Below are 12,994 nucleotides of genomic sequence, written 5' to 3'. Positions count from 1 at the left end.
GTGGCGCCGGTTCGGGTCCTCGTCGTGGACGACCACCCCGTCACCCGGGACGGCGTCCGCGCCGGCCTCGATCGCGACGGCCGGGCCGAGGTCGTGGGCGAGGCCGCCGACGCGGCGACGGCGTGCCTGCTGGCCGACCGGCTGCGGCCGGACGTGGCCCTGGTGGACCTGCGGCTCGACAGCCGGGTCGGGCGCCCCGCCGGGCACGGCCTCGACGTGATCCGGCACCTGCGCCGGCAGTGGCCCGACGTGCGGATCCTCGTGCTGTCCCAAGCGGATCCGCACGACGTACTGCCCGCGATCCGGGCCGGCGCGCACGGCTGGATCACCAAGGCCGCCACCGCCGCCGAACTCGGTGACGCGGTCGCGGCCGTGCTCGGCGCACCCGTGATCCCCGCCGAACTCGCCGCCCACCTGGTCGGCGAGCTGCACCGCGGGACCCCGCACCTCACCAACCGGGAGCAGGACGTGCTGCGGTGCCTGGCGAAGGGCTACGACAACCGCGAGATCGCCGAAGAGCTCGCCGTCGCCCTGCGCACCGTCAACCGCCACCTGGAGAACATCCGCGGCAAGCTCGGCCGCCACCGCCGGTCCGAGCTGATCCGCATCGCCCGCGGCCTGCACGGCAAGCACTAGCTCTGCTCTGTCCTGTGAGGTGACGCTGCCGGCGGGGTCAGCCCTCCCGGCACCGCGGCAGCGCAGCCGCCCGGTCGTGGGCGGACACCGTGGCGCTCAAGGCGGTCAGGGCCTCGGCCAGCTGCCACGGCGAGCACCAGCGACGGGCCAGCGTCACGGCCTGGCGGTGGTGGACCTCCGCGTCACGGTGGCGGCCGGCGGCCGATTCGGCGTTGCCCAGGGCGATGAGGGCACCGACCTCGGTCTCGCGGTTGTCCTCACGGCGGGCGACGGCCAGCGCCTCGGTGGCGTGGGACAGGGCGTGGTCGAGGTCGCCGGAGTCGGTGGCGATCAGGCTCAGCCCGGTCAACGCCGACGCCTCGCCGTAGCGGTTGCCCAGGTGACGGTGCAGCGCGCACGCCGCCATCAGGTGCTCACGCGCCCCCGACAGGTCGCCGCACGACCGCAGCACGTACCCCAGGTTCACCCGCGCCACGGCCTCACCCCACTGCGAGCCGTCCTCGACGCTGATGGCCAGCGCGCGGTCCAGGTGCGCCAGCGCCCGGTCCAGCCGACCGGACTGGCGTTCGGCGAAACCCAGGTTGTTCAACGCCATCATCCGGTCGGTCCGCGTCCCGGCGTCCAACGACCGGGTGAACAGATCACTCGCCTCGGTGAACCGGCCCGCCGCCAGCAGCGCGATGCCCAGGCTGTTCGCGGTCGCCGCCTCGCCCTCCGGCCAGTCGGCCTCGCGGTGCGCCAGCAACGCCGCCTCCAGGTGCCGGATCGCCTCGTCGCGCCGCCCGAGGTGCACGCACGCCGCGCCGATCCCCTGCCGCATCAACGCTTCCACGCGCGGCACGCCGCGGGCCGCCGCCAGCACCGGGAACGCGACGTCCAGCCACTCCGCCCGCAGCCCCCGGTGCAGGAACACCGACCGGATCGCGTCCGCCAGGTACCACGCCGTCGGGTGCGGACCGCGCACGGCGGCGTGCCGCAGCACGGCCGTCAGGTTGTCGTGCTCCGCCTCCAACCACGCCACGGCCTCGGCGGACGACGCGAAGTCCACCTCGAACTCCGGGTCGGCCTCACGCGGCAGCCGCAGCGGGTGGCGGCTGAAGTGCCGGTCCACCGCGTCCACCGCCGCCACGCAGAACCCCACCAGCCGGTCCCACGCCCCCTCCTCCCCGCCCAACGTGCGCGCGTAGTCGCGCACCAGGTCGTGGAACCGGAACCGGCCCGGCCCGTGCCGCTCCACCAGGTGCGCGGCGGCCAACCCGTGCAGCAGCCGAGCGGCCTCGGCCGGCGGCACGTCCAGCAACGCCGCGGCCTCGCGTGGCGTGAAGTCGGCGCCCGGCACGAGGCCGAGCAGCCGGAACAGCCGCTGGGAGCCGGGCGTCAACGCCGCGTACGACACGCCGAACGCCCGGGTCAGCAGGCTCTCGTCGGCGCCGTCCACGGTCAGCCCGGTCAACGGGTCGGCCCGCAGCTCGGCCACCAGGTCGTCGACCCGGACCTGCGGCCCGAGGTTCGCCGCGGCGATGCGCAACGCGAGCGGCAGGTGGCCGCACAGGCGCGCCAGCTCGTCGAGCGAGTCGGAGGACTCGACGCCCAGGACCCCGGTCAGCAGGGCGCGGGAGTCCGCGGCGGGCAGCACGGACAGCGGCAGCGACCGCGCGCCGGTCCGCGCGACCAGGTCGCCCAGCCGGTGCCGACTGGTCACCAGCACCATCCCGGACGGCGGCAGCAGCGGCGCGACCTGGTCCCCGTCGCGCGCGTTGTCCAGCAGCACCAGCACGTCCCGGTCCGCCAGTGCGGTCCGGTACAGCGCGGCCAGCTCGTCCACCCCGGACGGCAGCCGCTGCCGCCCCAGCGCGCGCAGCAGCTGCGCCAGGGCCGCGGCGGGCGGCACGGGCTCGTGGTCGGCGTCGAACCCCCGCAGGTCCACGTACAGCTGCCCGTCCGGGAACCGGTCCCGGGCCCGCCGCGCCCAGCGCACCGCCAACGCCGTCTTCCCGACCCCCGCCGCGCCGGTGATCACCCAGATCCCGGCGTCGTCCAACCGCGCCAGCTCCGCGTGCCGCCCGGCGAACCCGCGCACGTCGTGCGGCAGCTGGGCGGGACGCGCCACCGGCGCGGGCGCCGACTCCTCGCCCTGCAACACCTGGACGTGCAGCTCCTGCAGTGCGCGCCCCGGTTCGATGCCCAGCTCGGCGGTGAACCGCCGCCGGGTCTCCGCGTACGCCGCCAGCGCCTCGGACGTGCGGCCCGACCGGTGCAGGGCGAGCATCAACGCGGCTTGGAGCCGTTCCCGGAACGGGTGCTCGTCGCCCGCCCGGCGCAGCTCGCCGATCACGGCCGCGTGCCGACCGGCGCGCAGCTCGGCGTCGAACAGGTCCTCCACGGCGGCCAGCCGCCGTTCGTCGAGCGAGCGGCCCTCCCGGTCCTGCAACGCCTCGGTCACCCCGCCGAGCACGGGGCCCTCCCACAGCGCCAGCGCGTCCCGCAGCCGGGCGACCCCCGCGTCCACCCGCCCCTCGGCCAGGTCGACGCGGGCCGCCGTGACGGCGTCGCAGAACACCTGGACGTCCAGCTGCCCCGGCGCCACCTCGATCAGGTAGCCGGGCGAGCGGCGCACGATCGCGGACCGGCCGAGGAGCTTGCGCAGCTCCCAGATCCGCACCTGGAGCTGGCCGCGCGCGCTGGTGGGCGGTTCGCCGTCCCAGACGAGCCCGATCAGCCGCTCCTCGGAGACCACGCGGTTGGCGTTGAGCAGCAGGGCGGCGAGCACCGCGCGCTGCTTGGGCCCGCCGAGCCGCACCGGTTCGCCGTCGAGGTGCGCCGCCACCGGGCCCAACAACCGGTAGCGCACTCCGCCCTCGCCCACGGCGCCAATACTGCCACCGAATCCGGGGAATTCAGGAGTGAAAGGTCTCGTAAATCACCCCGGACTTCTGTTCCCCATTACGACGACCGGTATTCAGCTTTACGTCACCCTTTGTTCACCAGAATGCGGGTGGACGCCGTGCCGAGGCCCGTCGGACCGCGCAGGGCCTGCGGCGGGAACGCGACTTCCCGGCCGCCGAAGCGCTTGGCCAGGTCGGCGTCGTGGTAGCGGACGACCTCCCGGTGCCAGTGGAGGATGCCGGACATCCAGTCCTTCAGCTCGTCCACGTACCGGTTCACCGCCTCGCGCACTTCGGGTTCGAGGCGCAATTCCTCGAACAACGCGGGCAGCTCGACCCGCACCGAGTGCCGGAACTGCGCCAACCGCGCGTTCGCCAGGTCGGTCGCGATTCCCCGCGCCCGATCCGGGTCCACGTCGAGGAAATTGCGCACGACGAGCACCAGGTTGTGCAGCTCGCCCTCGAACTGGATCTCCTTGCGGTAGGAGAAGAGGTCGTTGACGATGGCGGCGTAGTCCATCGCCGAGTTCTCGATGTTGCGGAGGGTGCGGGTCCGGTAGACCTCGTCGGGCACCAGCCCGCCGTGGCCGAGCCTGGCCATGCTCGTGGTCAGCTCCGAGCCGAACGTGTGCCGGCGCATCTCGACGTAGTCGACCGGGTCGGGCACGCGGTGCTCGTGCTGGTTCTCCAGCTCCCACAGCCAGCTGTCCAGCATCAGCTCCACCTCGTGGCGCAGCCGCCGCCGGTTGTCGTGCGGCATCGGGGCGGTGGTGCGCTGCCAGACGTCGGCGAGGCCGCGTTCCAGCGGGGTCACGGGGGACGGCGACGCGCCCTCCAGCGGCATCATCTGCTTGAGCCGGTCGGTGGTGGCCTTCGCGGTGGCCAGGTCGGGCGTGCGGCCGAACGCGACCGGGTAGTAGTCGTCGCCGTAGGTGCCCCAGGTCAGCCACAGCGCGGAGATCTCCAGCTCCTCCCGGGTGGCGTCCGGGTCGATGCCCGCCGAGCACAGCGCGAGGTCCATGTCGCGCAGCCTGCCCTCGGTCCATACGCGCGGCACGTCGTCGAAGAAGCCCATCTCCCCCGCCCACGCGACGCTCTTCTCCCGCGCGTCGTGCCAGTGCGGGCTCACCGCCACCGCGAACGGCATGTCCAGCGCCGGCTCGGGCATCGGCGGCACCTCTTCGAACGGCACGTGGCTGAAGGCGCGCAGGCGTTGCGGCGCGGTGGCGACGAGCGAGCGGAGGGCGCTCGTGCCCAGTCCGGTCGGGCCGCCGAGCACCGGGTTCGCGGTGACCGCGCCCTCGTTCATGTAGCGACTGGAGCGGGCGTGCCACTCGTGACCGCCCGCCTGCCAGTCCTGCAGGCCCTTCACGTACGCCAGCACGGCGAGGCGGCCGGCCGGGTCGACGGCGTGCTCGTCGAGCAGGCGCGGCACCTCGGTGACGGCGGTGTGCTCGAACTGGTGCAGGCGGGAGGTGAGCAGGTCGTTGACCGCCTCGGCGGCCTCCTGGGTCGGGATGTCCAGGAACTTCTCCAGCACCAGGACGCCGTTGCTCAGCTCGCCCTCGTCCAGCACCTCCCGCTCGTAGGAGAACAGGTCGTTGCGCAGGTGCACGGCGTCGGCGAACGTGTCGCGCAGGACGCCGATCGGGCGGGTCAGGGCGATCCGGGCGGGCACCTCCAGGCCGGTGACGTGCTCGACCAGGTTCGCCGACCACGGCGCGCCGCCCACCTTGCGGCGCATCTCGACGTACTCGATCGGGTTGGCGAGCCTGCCCTCGGAGATGTTCAGCAGCTCCCACATGGACTCGTCGAGCAGGTGCTCGGTGTTGGCCGCGAACCGGCGGCGCCAGTCCGGCGAGTGGCTGCCGACGGTGCGCGCCCACAGGTCGGCGAGGCCCTTCTCGACCGGGTTCGTCGGCGCCTCGGTGATCGCGCCCTCGACCGGCATGAACAGCGGCAGCCGGTCGAGGTAGGCCTTCGCGCCCGCCACGTCCGGGTTGCGCTTGTAGAGCTCGACGAAGTGGTCGTCGAAGTAGAAGACCCACACGTACCAGTCGGTGACGAGGTCGAGGTCCTCCGGCGAGGCGTCCGGGTGGGTGTAGGCGCAGAGCAGGGCGTAGTCGTGGGAGTCGAGGTCCTCGTCGGTCCAGACGACCGTGCCGTGCTGCGGCACGTCGATCATGTCCATCTCGTGCGCCCACGACTTCGTGTGCGCCCGCGCGCGCTCCAGGTTCGGATTGAGCCGTGCCGGGTAGGGCAGGTAGAAATCCGGCAGCTGGAACGGCTGCGCCATCGGCTCGCACCTCTCGTCGGGGCCTACCGGGTGTAGGCAACCAGTGCCCTCCCGTGACCGCCAAGACCCCGCGGTGGTGATCCACACGTTCGGGCACGGGATCCGCCCGACCGGCTCAACCCGGCGCCGCTCCGAGTGGTCGCGCCCGGTCACCGCCGATCGGGTGGCCGGATCCCCGCAGTGGGATCACGTCGACGAGCGGTGAAACCGGCACGCAGGCCGCACACTGGACGACGTGCCCCGCTTGGAGCCGTTCGACGTGGACTTCTTCGACTCGGCACCGCAGCGCCGCAGCTACGTGCTGGACCTGCCGGTGTCACCCGAACGTGTGTGGCGTGGCCTGGCCGCCTCGAACCCGCTGTGGTGGTGCCGGCTGCTGTCCTCGGTGGAGTACACCTCCCCTCGCCCGTTCGGGGTCGGCACGACGCGCACGACGGCCGTGCTCGGCGTGCTGCGGCTGCGCGAGGTGTTCATCCGCTGGGAGGAGGGCCGCCGGCAGTCGTTCCTGGTCGACCGGGCCAACCTGCCGGTGTTCCGGCGGTTCGGCGAGGACTACCTGGTGGAGCGGTCGGCCGAGGGGGCGAGGCTCACCTGGACGTTCGCCTACGAGCCGGGGCTCAAGGTGGGCGGCCGGCTGAACGCGCTGGTGTTCGACTCGCTGGTGGCGGACACGCGGCGCCACTTCAACGGCTGATCTTGATCGCGCTGCGTTACCGAATAGGCCGGGAAGTGCAGTAGATCACGGCCAGATGGGTGATCCCGCACATTAGGTTAGGCTCCCCTCATGTCTAAGGGAGACGCGCTGCTCGCCGGTGAGGAACTGGTCCTGGCGCACCACGACCGCGCGGTGGTGCACGGTGTCTCGCTCGGACTCCGCGCCGGCGCCGTGACGGCGCTCGTCGGACCGAACGGGTCCGGCAAGTCGACCGTCCTGCGCTCGCTGGCGCGGCTGCACCGGCCGCGCGAGGGGAACGTCCGGATGGGCGAGCGGTCGGTGTGGGGCCACTCCCCCCTGTCCGGCAAGGAGTTCGCCCGCAACGTCACCCTGCTCACCCAGCAGCGGCCGACGCCGTCGGGCGTGTCGGTGCGCGACGTCGTCTCCTACGGCCGGTACCCGTACCGGACCGGGTGGCGCGGCGTGGACCTGGAGGGCAGCGCCGCCATCGAGCGCGCCATGGACCTGACCGGCGTGACCGCGATGGCCGACCGCGGCGTGGACGAGCTGTCCGGCGGCGAGCTGCAGCGCGTGTGGCTGGCGTCGTGCCTGGCGCAGCAGACCTCCGTGCTCCTGCTCGACGAGCCGACCAACCACCTCGACCTGCGCTACCAGGTCGAGGTGCTCGACGTCGTGCGCGACCTGGCGAACGACCACGACGTGGCGGTCGGCGTGGTGCTGCACGACCTCGACCACGCGGCGATCATCGCCGACGAGGTCGTGCTGCTGAGCGAGGGCAAGGTCGTCGCGGCCGGCGGGGTCCGCGACGTCCTCACGGGCGCGCACCTGACCCACGCCTACGGCGTCACGGTGCACGTCGCCGACGACCCGGTGACCGGCGCGATCCACTGCCGCCCCCTCGGCAGGCACACCCCGCGACCGGTCTGACCCCCTTCCCTTCACCCTGAGAGGTCCCAGCCATGCGCTTGCTCGCCCCTGCCCTCGTGACGGCAGCTGTGCTGCTGTCCGCCTGCGGCACGACCGAGACGCCCACGTCCACGCCGACCGAGTCCGCCGGCGGGCCGGTCACCGTGACCGACGCCCGCGGCAAGGAGGTCAAGCTCGACGCCCCGGCCAAGAAGGTCGTCACGCTGGAGTGGGCCGAGACCGAAACCATCGCCTCACTGGGTGTCATGCCGGTGGGTGTCGCGGACGCGGCCGGTTACAAGACGTGGGACGCGACGGTGCCGCTCGCCGCCGACGTTAAGGACGTCGGCAAGCGCAACGAGCCCAGCGTCGACTCGATCGTCGCGCTCGACCCCGACCTGGTGATCATGGCCAAGGGCCGGGACGAGACGCTGGCCAACCAGCTGGAGAAGTACGTCCCCGTGGTCGTCACCCAGGCCAGCGACGCCGCCCGCAACCTGGACCGGCTGCGCGAGGACACCAAGCTGATCGCGCAGGCGGTCGGCAAGTCCGCCGAGGGCGACAAGCTGCTGTCCGAACTGGACACCGCGCTGGCCGACGGCAAGAAGGCCGTCGAGGCCAAGGGCGCGACCGGCACGCCGTTCCTCATGGCCGACGGCTGGCTCGAGGGCAGCACGGTCAACATCCGCCCGTTCGGCAAGGGCTCGCTGGTCTCCGACGCCGCCGAGGCGGTCGGCCTGAAGAACGCGTGGACCGGCGAGGTCGACCCGCAGTGGGGCCTCGGCGCCACCGACGTCGAGGGCCTGACCGCGCTCACCGACCCGAAGACCATGCTGTTCTACAGCGCTTCCGAGGACGACGTGTTCACCACCGGCCTCGCCGCGAACCCGGTGTGGCAGCGGCTGCCGTTCGTGGTGAGCAAGAAGGTCGTCAAGCTGGAGCCGGGCACGTGGACGTTCGGCGGGCCGAAGTCGGTCATCCACGTCGCCGAGCAGTTCGTGAAGGCTGCCACCGCCTGATGATGCGCACCGCCGTCGTGACGGCGGGGATCGTGGCGCTCATCGCCGTGCTCTCCGCCGTCCACCTCACCCAGGGCACCGCGTCGACCGGTGTGCTCGACGTGCTCAACGCCCTGGTGGGCAACGGGGACGCGCAGACCCTCGCCGTGCTGGAGGGTTCGCGCGTGCCGCGCCTGCTGGCCGCGTTGCTGCTCGGCGTCGCGCTCGGCGTGGCCGGCGCGGGCATGCAGTCGGTGGCGCGCAACCCGTTGGCCTCGCCGGACACGCTCGCCGTGAACGCGGGCTCGCACCTGGCCGTGGTCGCGATCGCGGCGTTCGGGTTGAGCCTGCCCACGCTGCCCGCGGGCGCGGCGGCGTTCGTCGGCGGGCTCGCGGCGGCGGTCGTCGTGCTCGCGCTGTCCGGCGGCGGTTCGACCAGCCCGCGGCTGGTGCTCGTCGGCTCGGCGGTCATGTTGACGCTCCAGTCGGCGACGGTCCTGCTCCTGCTGATGTACGAGCAGGAGACGACCGGGCTGTTCGCCTGGGGCTCCGGTTCGCTGACCGTGAGCGACCTGGACGCGACCGCGCAGATGACGCCGGTCGTGGTGGTCGCGGTGGCGGCGTTGCTGGTGATGGGCCGGTCGCTCGACATCCTGGCCCTGGGTGACGACAACGCGACCGTGCTGGGGTTGAAGGTGCGGCGGACGCGCGTGGGCGCGGTGCTGCTGACCGTGGCGCTGACGGCGGCGGCGGTGACGGTCGCCGGGCCGATCGGGTTCGTCGGGCTGAGCGCGCCGGTGATCACCCGGCTGCTGACGCCGTTCGTGCCCGGGTTGGGCAAGCACCGGATGCTGCTGCCGTTCTCCGGGCTCGTCGGCGTGGTGATCGTGCTCGGCGCGGACGTGCTGCTGCGGGCGGTCATGGGCTCGGCGGCGGCCGTCCGGGTGCCGACCGGCGTGATGACCACGGTCCTGGGCGCGGTGGTGCTGATCTGGTTGGCGCGGCGGGGGCGGTCGAGCGGGACGCCTCGCCAGGCGCCGGCCGGCCGGGTCGGCGTGGCGGGGTCGTCGCGGCGGCTCGTGGTGACGTCGGTGGTGCTGGGCGTGCTGCTGGTCGCGGCGCCGACGGCGGGCCTGATGCTCGGGGACCGGTTGGTGCTGCTGGGCGACCTGGCGAACTGGTTCGCCGGGCGGACGGGCACGGCGCTGACGTTCGTGGTCGACCAGCGGCTGCCGCGCGTGCTGGCGGCGCTGGTGGCGGGCGCGGCGCTGGCGGTGGCCGGGTGCGGCATCCAGTCGGTGAGCCGCAACCCGTTGGCGGAACCCGGTCTGCTCGGCATCACGGCGGGCGCCGGGCTGGCCGCGATCGCGTTGATCACGGCGGTGCCGCTGGCCGGCGCGTGGCACATCGCGGGTGCGGCGGGCGTGGGCGCGATGGTGGCGTTCGCGCTGGTCTACGGGCTGGCGTGGCGGTCGGGGCTGGACTCGGACCGGCTGGTCGTCATCGGCATCGCGATGTGGTCGGCCGGGATGGCGTTGATCACGCTGCTGATCGTGACGTCGGACCCGTGGAACACCGCGAAGGCGCTGACGTGGATGTCCGGCTCGACGTACGGGCGGACGTTGGAGCAGGTGGTGCCCACGGCGCTGGCGCTGGTGCTGCTGACCCCGTTGCTGTGGGCGCGGCACCGCGAGCTCGACCTGCACAGCCTGGACGAGGACACGCCGCGCGTGCTGGGCATGCGGGTGGAGCGGTCGCGGCTGGTGATCCTGCTGGCGGCGGGCGTGCTGGCGGCGACGGCCGTGTCGGCGATCGGTGTGGTGGCGTTCGTGGGGTTGGTCGCGCCGCACCTGGCCCGGTCGTTGGTGGGCGGTCGGCACGCGCGCGTGCTGCCGGTCGCGGCGGGGGTGGGCGCGGTGCTCGTGAGCGCGGCGGACACCGTGGGTCGGACCGTCATCGCGCCCGCGCAGGTGCCGGCCGGGCTGGTGATCGCGTTGATCGGCACGCCGTACTTCGTGCTGGTGATGTGGCGGACGCGCGAGATGCGCACCTGACCCCTGGTCGGCGCGGTCCGCGCCGACCAGGTCAGCCCAGCAGTGTCCGCAGCAGGTGAGTGGTCTGCTCGTCCAGGTCGACGGCCGCCCGTGCCAGCAACGCCCGCAGGCCGGGCGCCTCCGCCGCGCCCACCTCCAACGGCGCGACGGTCCGCCGACGCCACGGCACCGACACCAGGGAGTGCGCGATCCGCACGACGTCCGCCCGACCGCGCCGCGCCAACCGGACGTGCGAGTCGCCCACCGCCGTCAACGCCGCGCGCAACTCGGCGACCCGGCCGAGCCGCCGCGCCAGCCGGTAGCCGGCGGTCCGCACCGCGGGCCGCTCGTCGCCCAGCAACTCCCACGGCAACGCCGCCGGCACCGAGCGCAACGCCACCGTCGCCTCCCGCACCACGAGCGACGACGGGTCGCGCAGCAACGGCAGCACCAGGTCGTCGGTCACCTGCTCCAGCACCCGCAACGCCCGCACGGCACGGGCCCGGATCCGGCCCGTCGGGTGGGCCAGCAACTCCACCAGGTGCCGCCCGTCGCCGCCCACCTCGGCGAACCCGTCGATCGCGCCCGCGGTCACCCGTGACCGGTAGTGGGCGGGCACGTCCACGCCCACCCGTGACGCCGCCGCCCGTGCCAGCGCGCGCACCAGCGACGACTTGTCGTCCAGGTACGCCACCACCTCCGCGTCACGGCCCAACCGCACCAAGCCGGTCAACGCCTCCACCCGCACCTCCGCGTGCGGTGACGCGGCCAACCGCCGCAACACCTCCACCCGCGCGGACCAGACGCAGTCCCGCGCCGCCGCCTGGGCCGCCGAGGACCGCAGCCGCACGTCCGGAGCCGTCAACGCGACCGACGCCTTCCGGTCCAGCCGCCACGTCCCGGCCTCGAACGCGAACGCGCGCACCTCCCGGTCCGGCGACTGCAACAAGGACTCCAGCGGCGCACGGGGATCCGCCGCGACGGCCCGGAGCTGGTGGTGCACGAACGTCCCCCGCAGCCACGACCCGATCCACAACCCGACACCCACGGCGGCGGGCAGCACCCGTGCGGGGTCGCGGTGCAGCAGCACGGCCAGCCCTCCGCGCGCCCGGTCGCGGACCTCCGGCACCCAGTCGCCGGTCCGCAGCGCCAGGAACGGCACCAGCTCCGGCAACCCCCGCGCGACGATCTGCTCGACCGCGCGCTCCCGCAGCCGCCCGTCGCCGTGCGTGCTGGCCAACGCGATGCCCAAGGGCGACGCGACCCGCTGGGCACGGCCGGCCTTCGTCAGCTGCGGCGGCACGTAGTCCTCGGCCACGTGCCAGCGCACCTGGCGGGCGTAGGAGTCCAGCGCGATCACCGCGCGCGGCCGACGGGCCAGCGTCGCCAACGCCGCGAGGCCCGCCGCCTCGTCACCCGTCGCGTCGATCTCGGCGAGCAGCCTGAGCACGGGGTCCGGCTCGGTCCACCGCACGTCGTAGGAGTCCAGGAGCCGTTCCAGTTCGTCCACCAGGGCATGGTGGCGCACCACCCGTGCCCGGGGCCTCCCTATTACCGAACGGCATCGGCACAGGTCTTGGACAGCGCACCGGCCCGCTGCGCACGATCGGGACCATGGACGACGGGGAGAAGGTGCACCGGCGCACGCTGTTGGCGGGCGCCGGTGTCGCGGGTCTGATGGCCGCCGGCGCAGGTGCGGGTGTGGCAGGTGCGGGTGTGGCGGGTGCGGCGCAGGGGCCGCCGGGCGAGAGTGCGGCGGGGCAGTCCGGTGGAGAGCTGCGCGGGCAGGTCGCCCTGGTCACCGGTGCGGCCTGCGGCATCGGCCGGGCGACGTGCGTGGCGTTGGCGCGCGCGGGCGCGGACGTGGTGGCGCTCGACATCGCCTCGCCGCGGGCCCGGTACGTCTCCGGCACCGTGCTCGACGCGACGGCGGGCGCGAGCACCCGTTGGAACAGCTGATCAACCACCAGGAGGGTGAGATGACGGAACACCTGTCCCGGGCCGACGTGCTGCGCGGCCTGGGCGCGACCGCGGTGGGCGTGGCGGCGGGCTCGCTGCTCGGCACGGGCGCCGCGACGGCCTCGACCTCCGAGACCTCCGCCGAGCACCCGAACGTGCGGCTGATCAAGGACTACTACGCGGCCTACGGCTCCGGTGACGTGAACTCCCTGCGCCGGTTCTTCGCCGACGACATCCGGTGGACGATCCCGGGCCACCACCCGTTGTCGGGCACCAAGGTCGGCGTTGAGGAGGTGCTGGCGTTCTTCGGCGAGCTCGCCAAGGCGGGCTTCCGCGCGGAGCCGATCTTCCTCGCCGCGGACGGCGAGTGGGTCGTCGACCTGCACCGCGGCTGGAGCACCACGCCGGAGGGCCTGGACATCACGTGGGCACTCGCGTTCCGGATCCGCGGGCGGAAGATCGTGGAGGCGGTCAACTTCGCCGCCGACCAGCACGCGGCCGACCGGTTCTTCTGGCAGACCTACCCCTTGGCCCCCATCCCGAACCGGCTGGCCAAGCGCTGACGGCACGCCGGCCGCTGCCGGCTGCCGGCTGCTGACGATCGC

At 73.6% G+C, this 12,994-nt stretch carries 10 protein-coding genes; 7 read left to right on the top strand and 3 right to left on the bottom strand.

Annotated elements, in window-relative coordinates:
- Nucleotides 1-636: a response regulator gene (locus AB0I91_RS14695; protein ID WP_499637142.1), complete on the top strand. Its 636-nt coding sequence runs from the start codon at nucleotides 1-3 to the stop codon at nucleotides 634-636.
- A 37-nt stretch (nucleotides 637-673) separates the two neighbouring features.
- Here the strand turns inward: AB0I91_RS14695 and AB0I91_RS14690 are convergent, their stop codons facing one another.
- Nucleotides 674-3,502, bottom strand: coding sequence for an AfsR/SARP family transcriptional regulator (locus AB0I91_RS14690; RefSeq protein ID WP_499611896.1), 2,829 nt, complete (start codon nucleotides 3,500-3,502; stop codon nucleotides 674-676).
- A 104-nt stretch (nucleotides 3,503-3,606) separates the two neighbouring features.
- Entirely contained in the window at nucleotides 3,607-5,817 is a 2,211-nt protein-coding gene (locus AB0I91_RS14685) for a terpene synthase family protein (RefSeq protein ID WP_498779913.1), read from the bottom strand.
- Nucleotides 5,818-6,052: 235 nt separating this feature from the next.
- On the opposite strand from AB0I91_RS14685, the gene AB0I91_RS14680 reads away from it, so the two are divergent.
- The 4 genes from AB0I91_RS14680 (at nucleotide 6,053) to AB0I91_RS14665 (ending at nucleotide 10,451) form a co-directional block, all read left to right on the top strand.
- Nucleotides 6,053-6,511, top strand: a complete 459-nt coding sequence (locus tag AB0I91_RS14680) for an SRPBCC family protein (protein ID WP_499611894.1) — start codon at nucleotides 6,053-6,055, stop codon at nucleotides 6,509-6,511.
- A gap of 90 nt (nucleotides 6,512-6,601) precedes the next feature.
- Nucleotides 6,602-7,420 carry an ABC transporter ATP-binding protein gene (locus AB0I91_RS14675; protein ID WP_499611892.1) on the top strand — a complete coding sequence of 273 codons (819 nt, stop codon included), beginning with the start codon at nucleotides 6,602-6,604 and terminating at the stop codon, nucleotides 7,418-7,420.
- Nucleotides 7,421-7,452: 32 nt separating this feature from the next.
- Nucleotides 7,453-8,418 carry an ABC transporter substrate-binding protein gene (locus tag AB0I91_RS14670; RefSeq protein WP_498779908.1) on the top strand — a complete coding sequence of 322 codons (966 nt, stop codon included), beginning with the start codon at nucleotides 7,453-7,455 and terminating at the stop codon, nucleotides 8,416-8,418.
- Nucleotides 8,418-10,451 carry an iron ABC transporter permease gene (locus AB0I91_RS14665; protein ID WP_498779907.1) on the top strand — a complete coding sequence of 678 codons (2,034 nt, stop codon included), beginning with the start codon at nucleotides 8,418-8,420 and terminating at the stop codon, nucleotides 10,449-10,451. The genes AB0I91_RS14670 and AB0I91_RS14665 overlap by 1 nt, the downstream gene beginning before the upstream one ends.
- A gap of 31 nt (nucleotides 10,452-10,482) precedes the next feature.
- Here the strand turns inward: AB0I91_RS14665 and AB0I91_RS14660 are convergent, their stop codons facing one another.
- Nucleotides 10,483-11,940 carry a hypothetical protein gene (locus AB0I91_RS14660; protein WP_499637140.1) on the bottom strand — a complete coding sequence of 486 codons (1,458 nt, stop codon included), beginning with the start codon at nucleotides 11,938-11,940 and terminating at the stop codon, nucleotides 10,483-10,485.
- A gap of 104 nt (nucleotides 11,941-12,044) precedes the next feature.
- Here AB0I91_RS14660 and AB0I91_RS14655 point away from each other — a divergent pair, with 104 nt between their 5' ends.
- Nucleotides 12,045-12,389 (top strand): SDR family NAD(P)-dependent oxidoreductase, encoded by a 345-nt coding sequence (locus tag AB0I91_RS14655; protein ID WP_499637138.1) that lies wholly within the window; start codon nucleotides 12,045-12,047, stop codon nucleotides 12,387-12,389.
- A gap of 20 nt (nucleotides 12,390-12,409) precedes the next feature.
- A complete protein-coding gene (locus AB0I91_RS14650; protein WP_499637136.1) occupies nucleotides 12,410-12,952 on the top strand; it encodes a nuclear transport factor 2 family protein in 543 nt (180 codons plus the stop codon).
- Nucleotides 12,953-12,994 lie beyond the last annotated feature (42 nt).

The organism is Actinosynnema sp. NPDC049800, assembly GCF_040656635.1.
In the GTDB taxonomy this organism is placed as follows: Bacteria; Actinomycetota; Actinomycetes; order Mycobacteriales; family Pseudonocardiaceae; genus Actinosynnema.
Note: the sequence above shows the minus strand (reverse complement) of the source record. Positions and strands in the feature narration are given on the sequence as shown.

What these genes read in the sequence shown, in the direction of transcription:
- AB0I91_RS14685 (WP_498779913.1), bottom strand. Translation starts at nt 5,817, where the DNA reads ATGGCGCAGCCGTTCCAGCTGCCGGATTTCTACCTGCCCTACCCGGCA.
- AB0I91_RS14675 (WP_499611892.1), top strand. Translation starts at nt 6,602, where the DNA reads ATGTCTAAGGGAGACGCGCTGCTCGCCGGTGAGGAACTGGTCCTGGCG.
- AB0I91_RS14670 (WP_498779908.1), top strand. Translation starts at nt 7,453, where the DNA reads ATGCGCTTGCTCGCCCCTGCCCTCGTGACGGCAGCTGTGCTGCTGTCC.
- AB0I91_RS14665 (WP_498779907.1), top strand. Translation starts at nt 8,418, where the DNA reads ATGATGCGCACCGCCGTCGTGACGGCGGGGATCGTGGCGCTCATCGCC.
- AB0I91_RS14655 (WP_499637138.1), top strand. Translation starts at nt 12,045, where the DNA reads ATGGACGACGGGGAGAAGGTGCACCGGCGCACGCTGTTGGCGGGCGCC.
- AB0I91_RS14650 (WP_499637136.1), top strand. Translation starts at nt 12,410, where the DNA reads ATGACGGAACACCTGTCCCGGGCCGACGTGCTGCGCGGCCTGGGCGCG.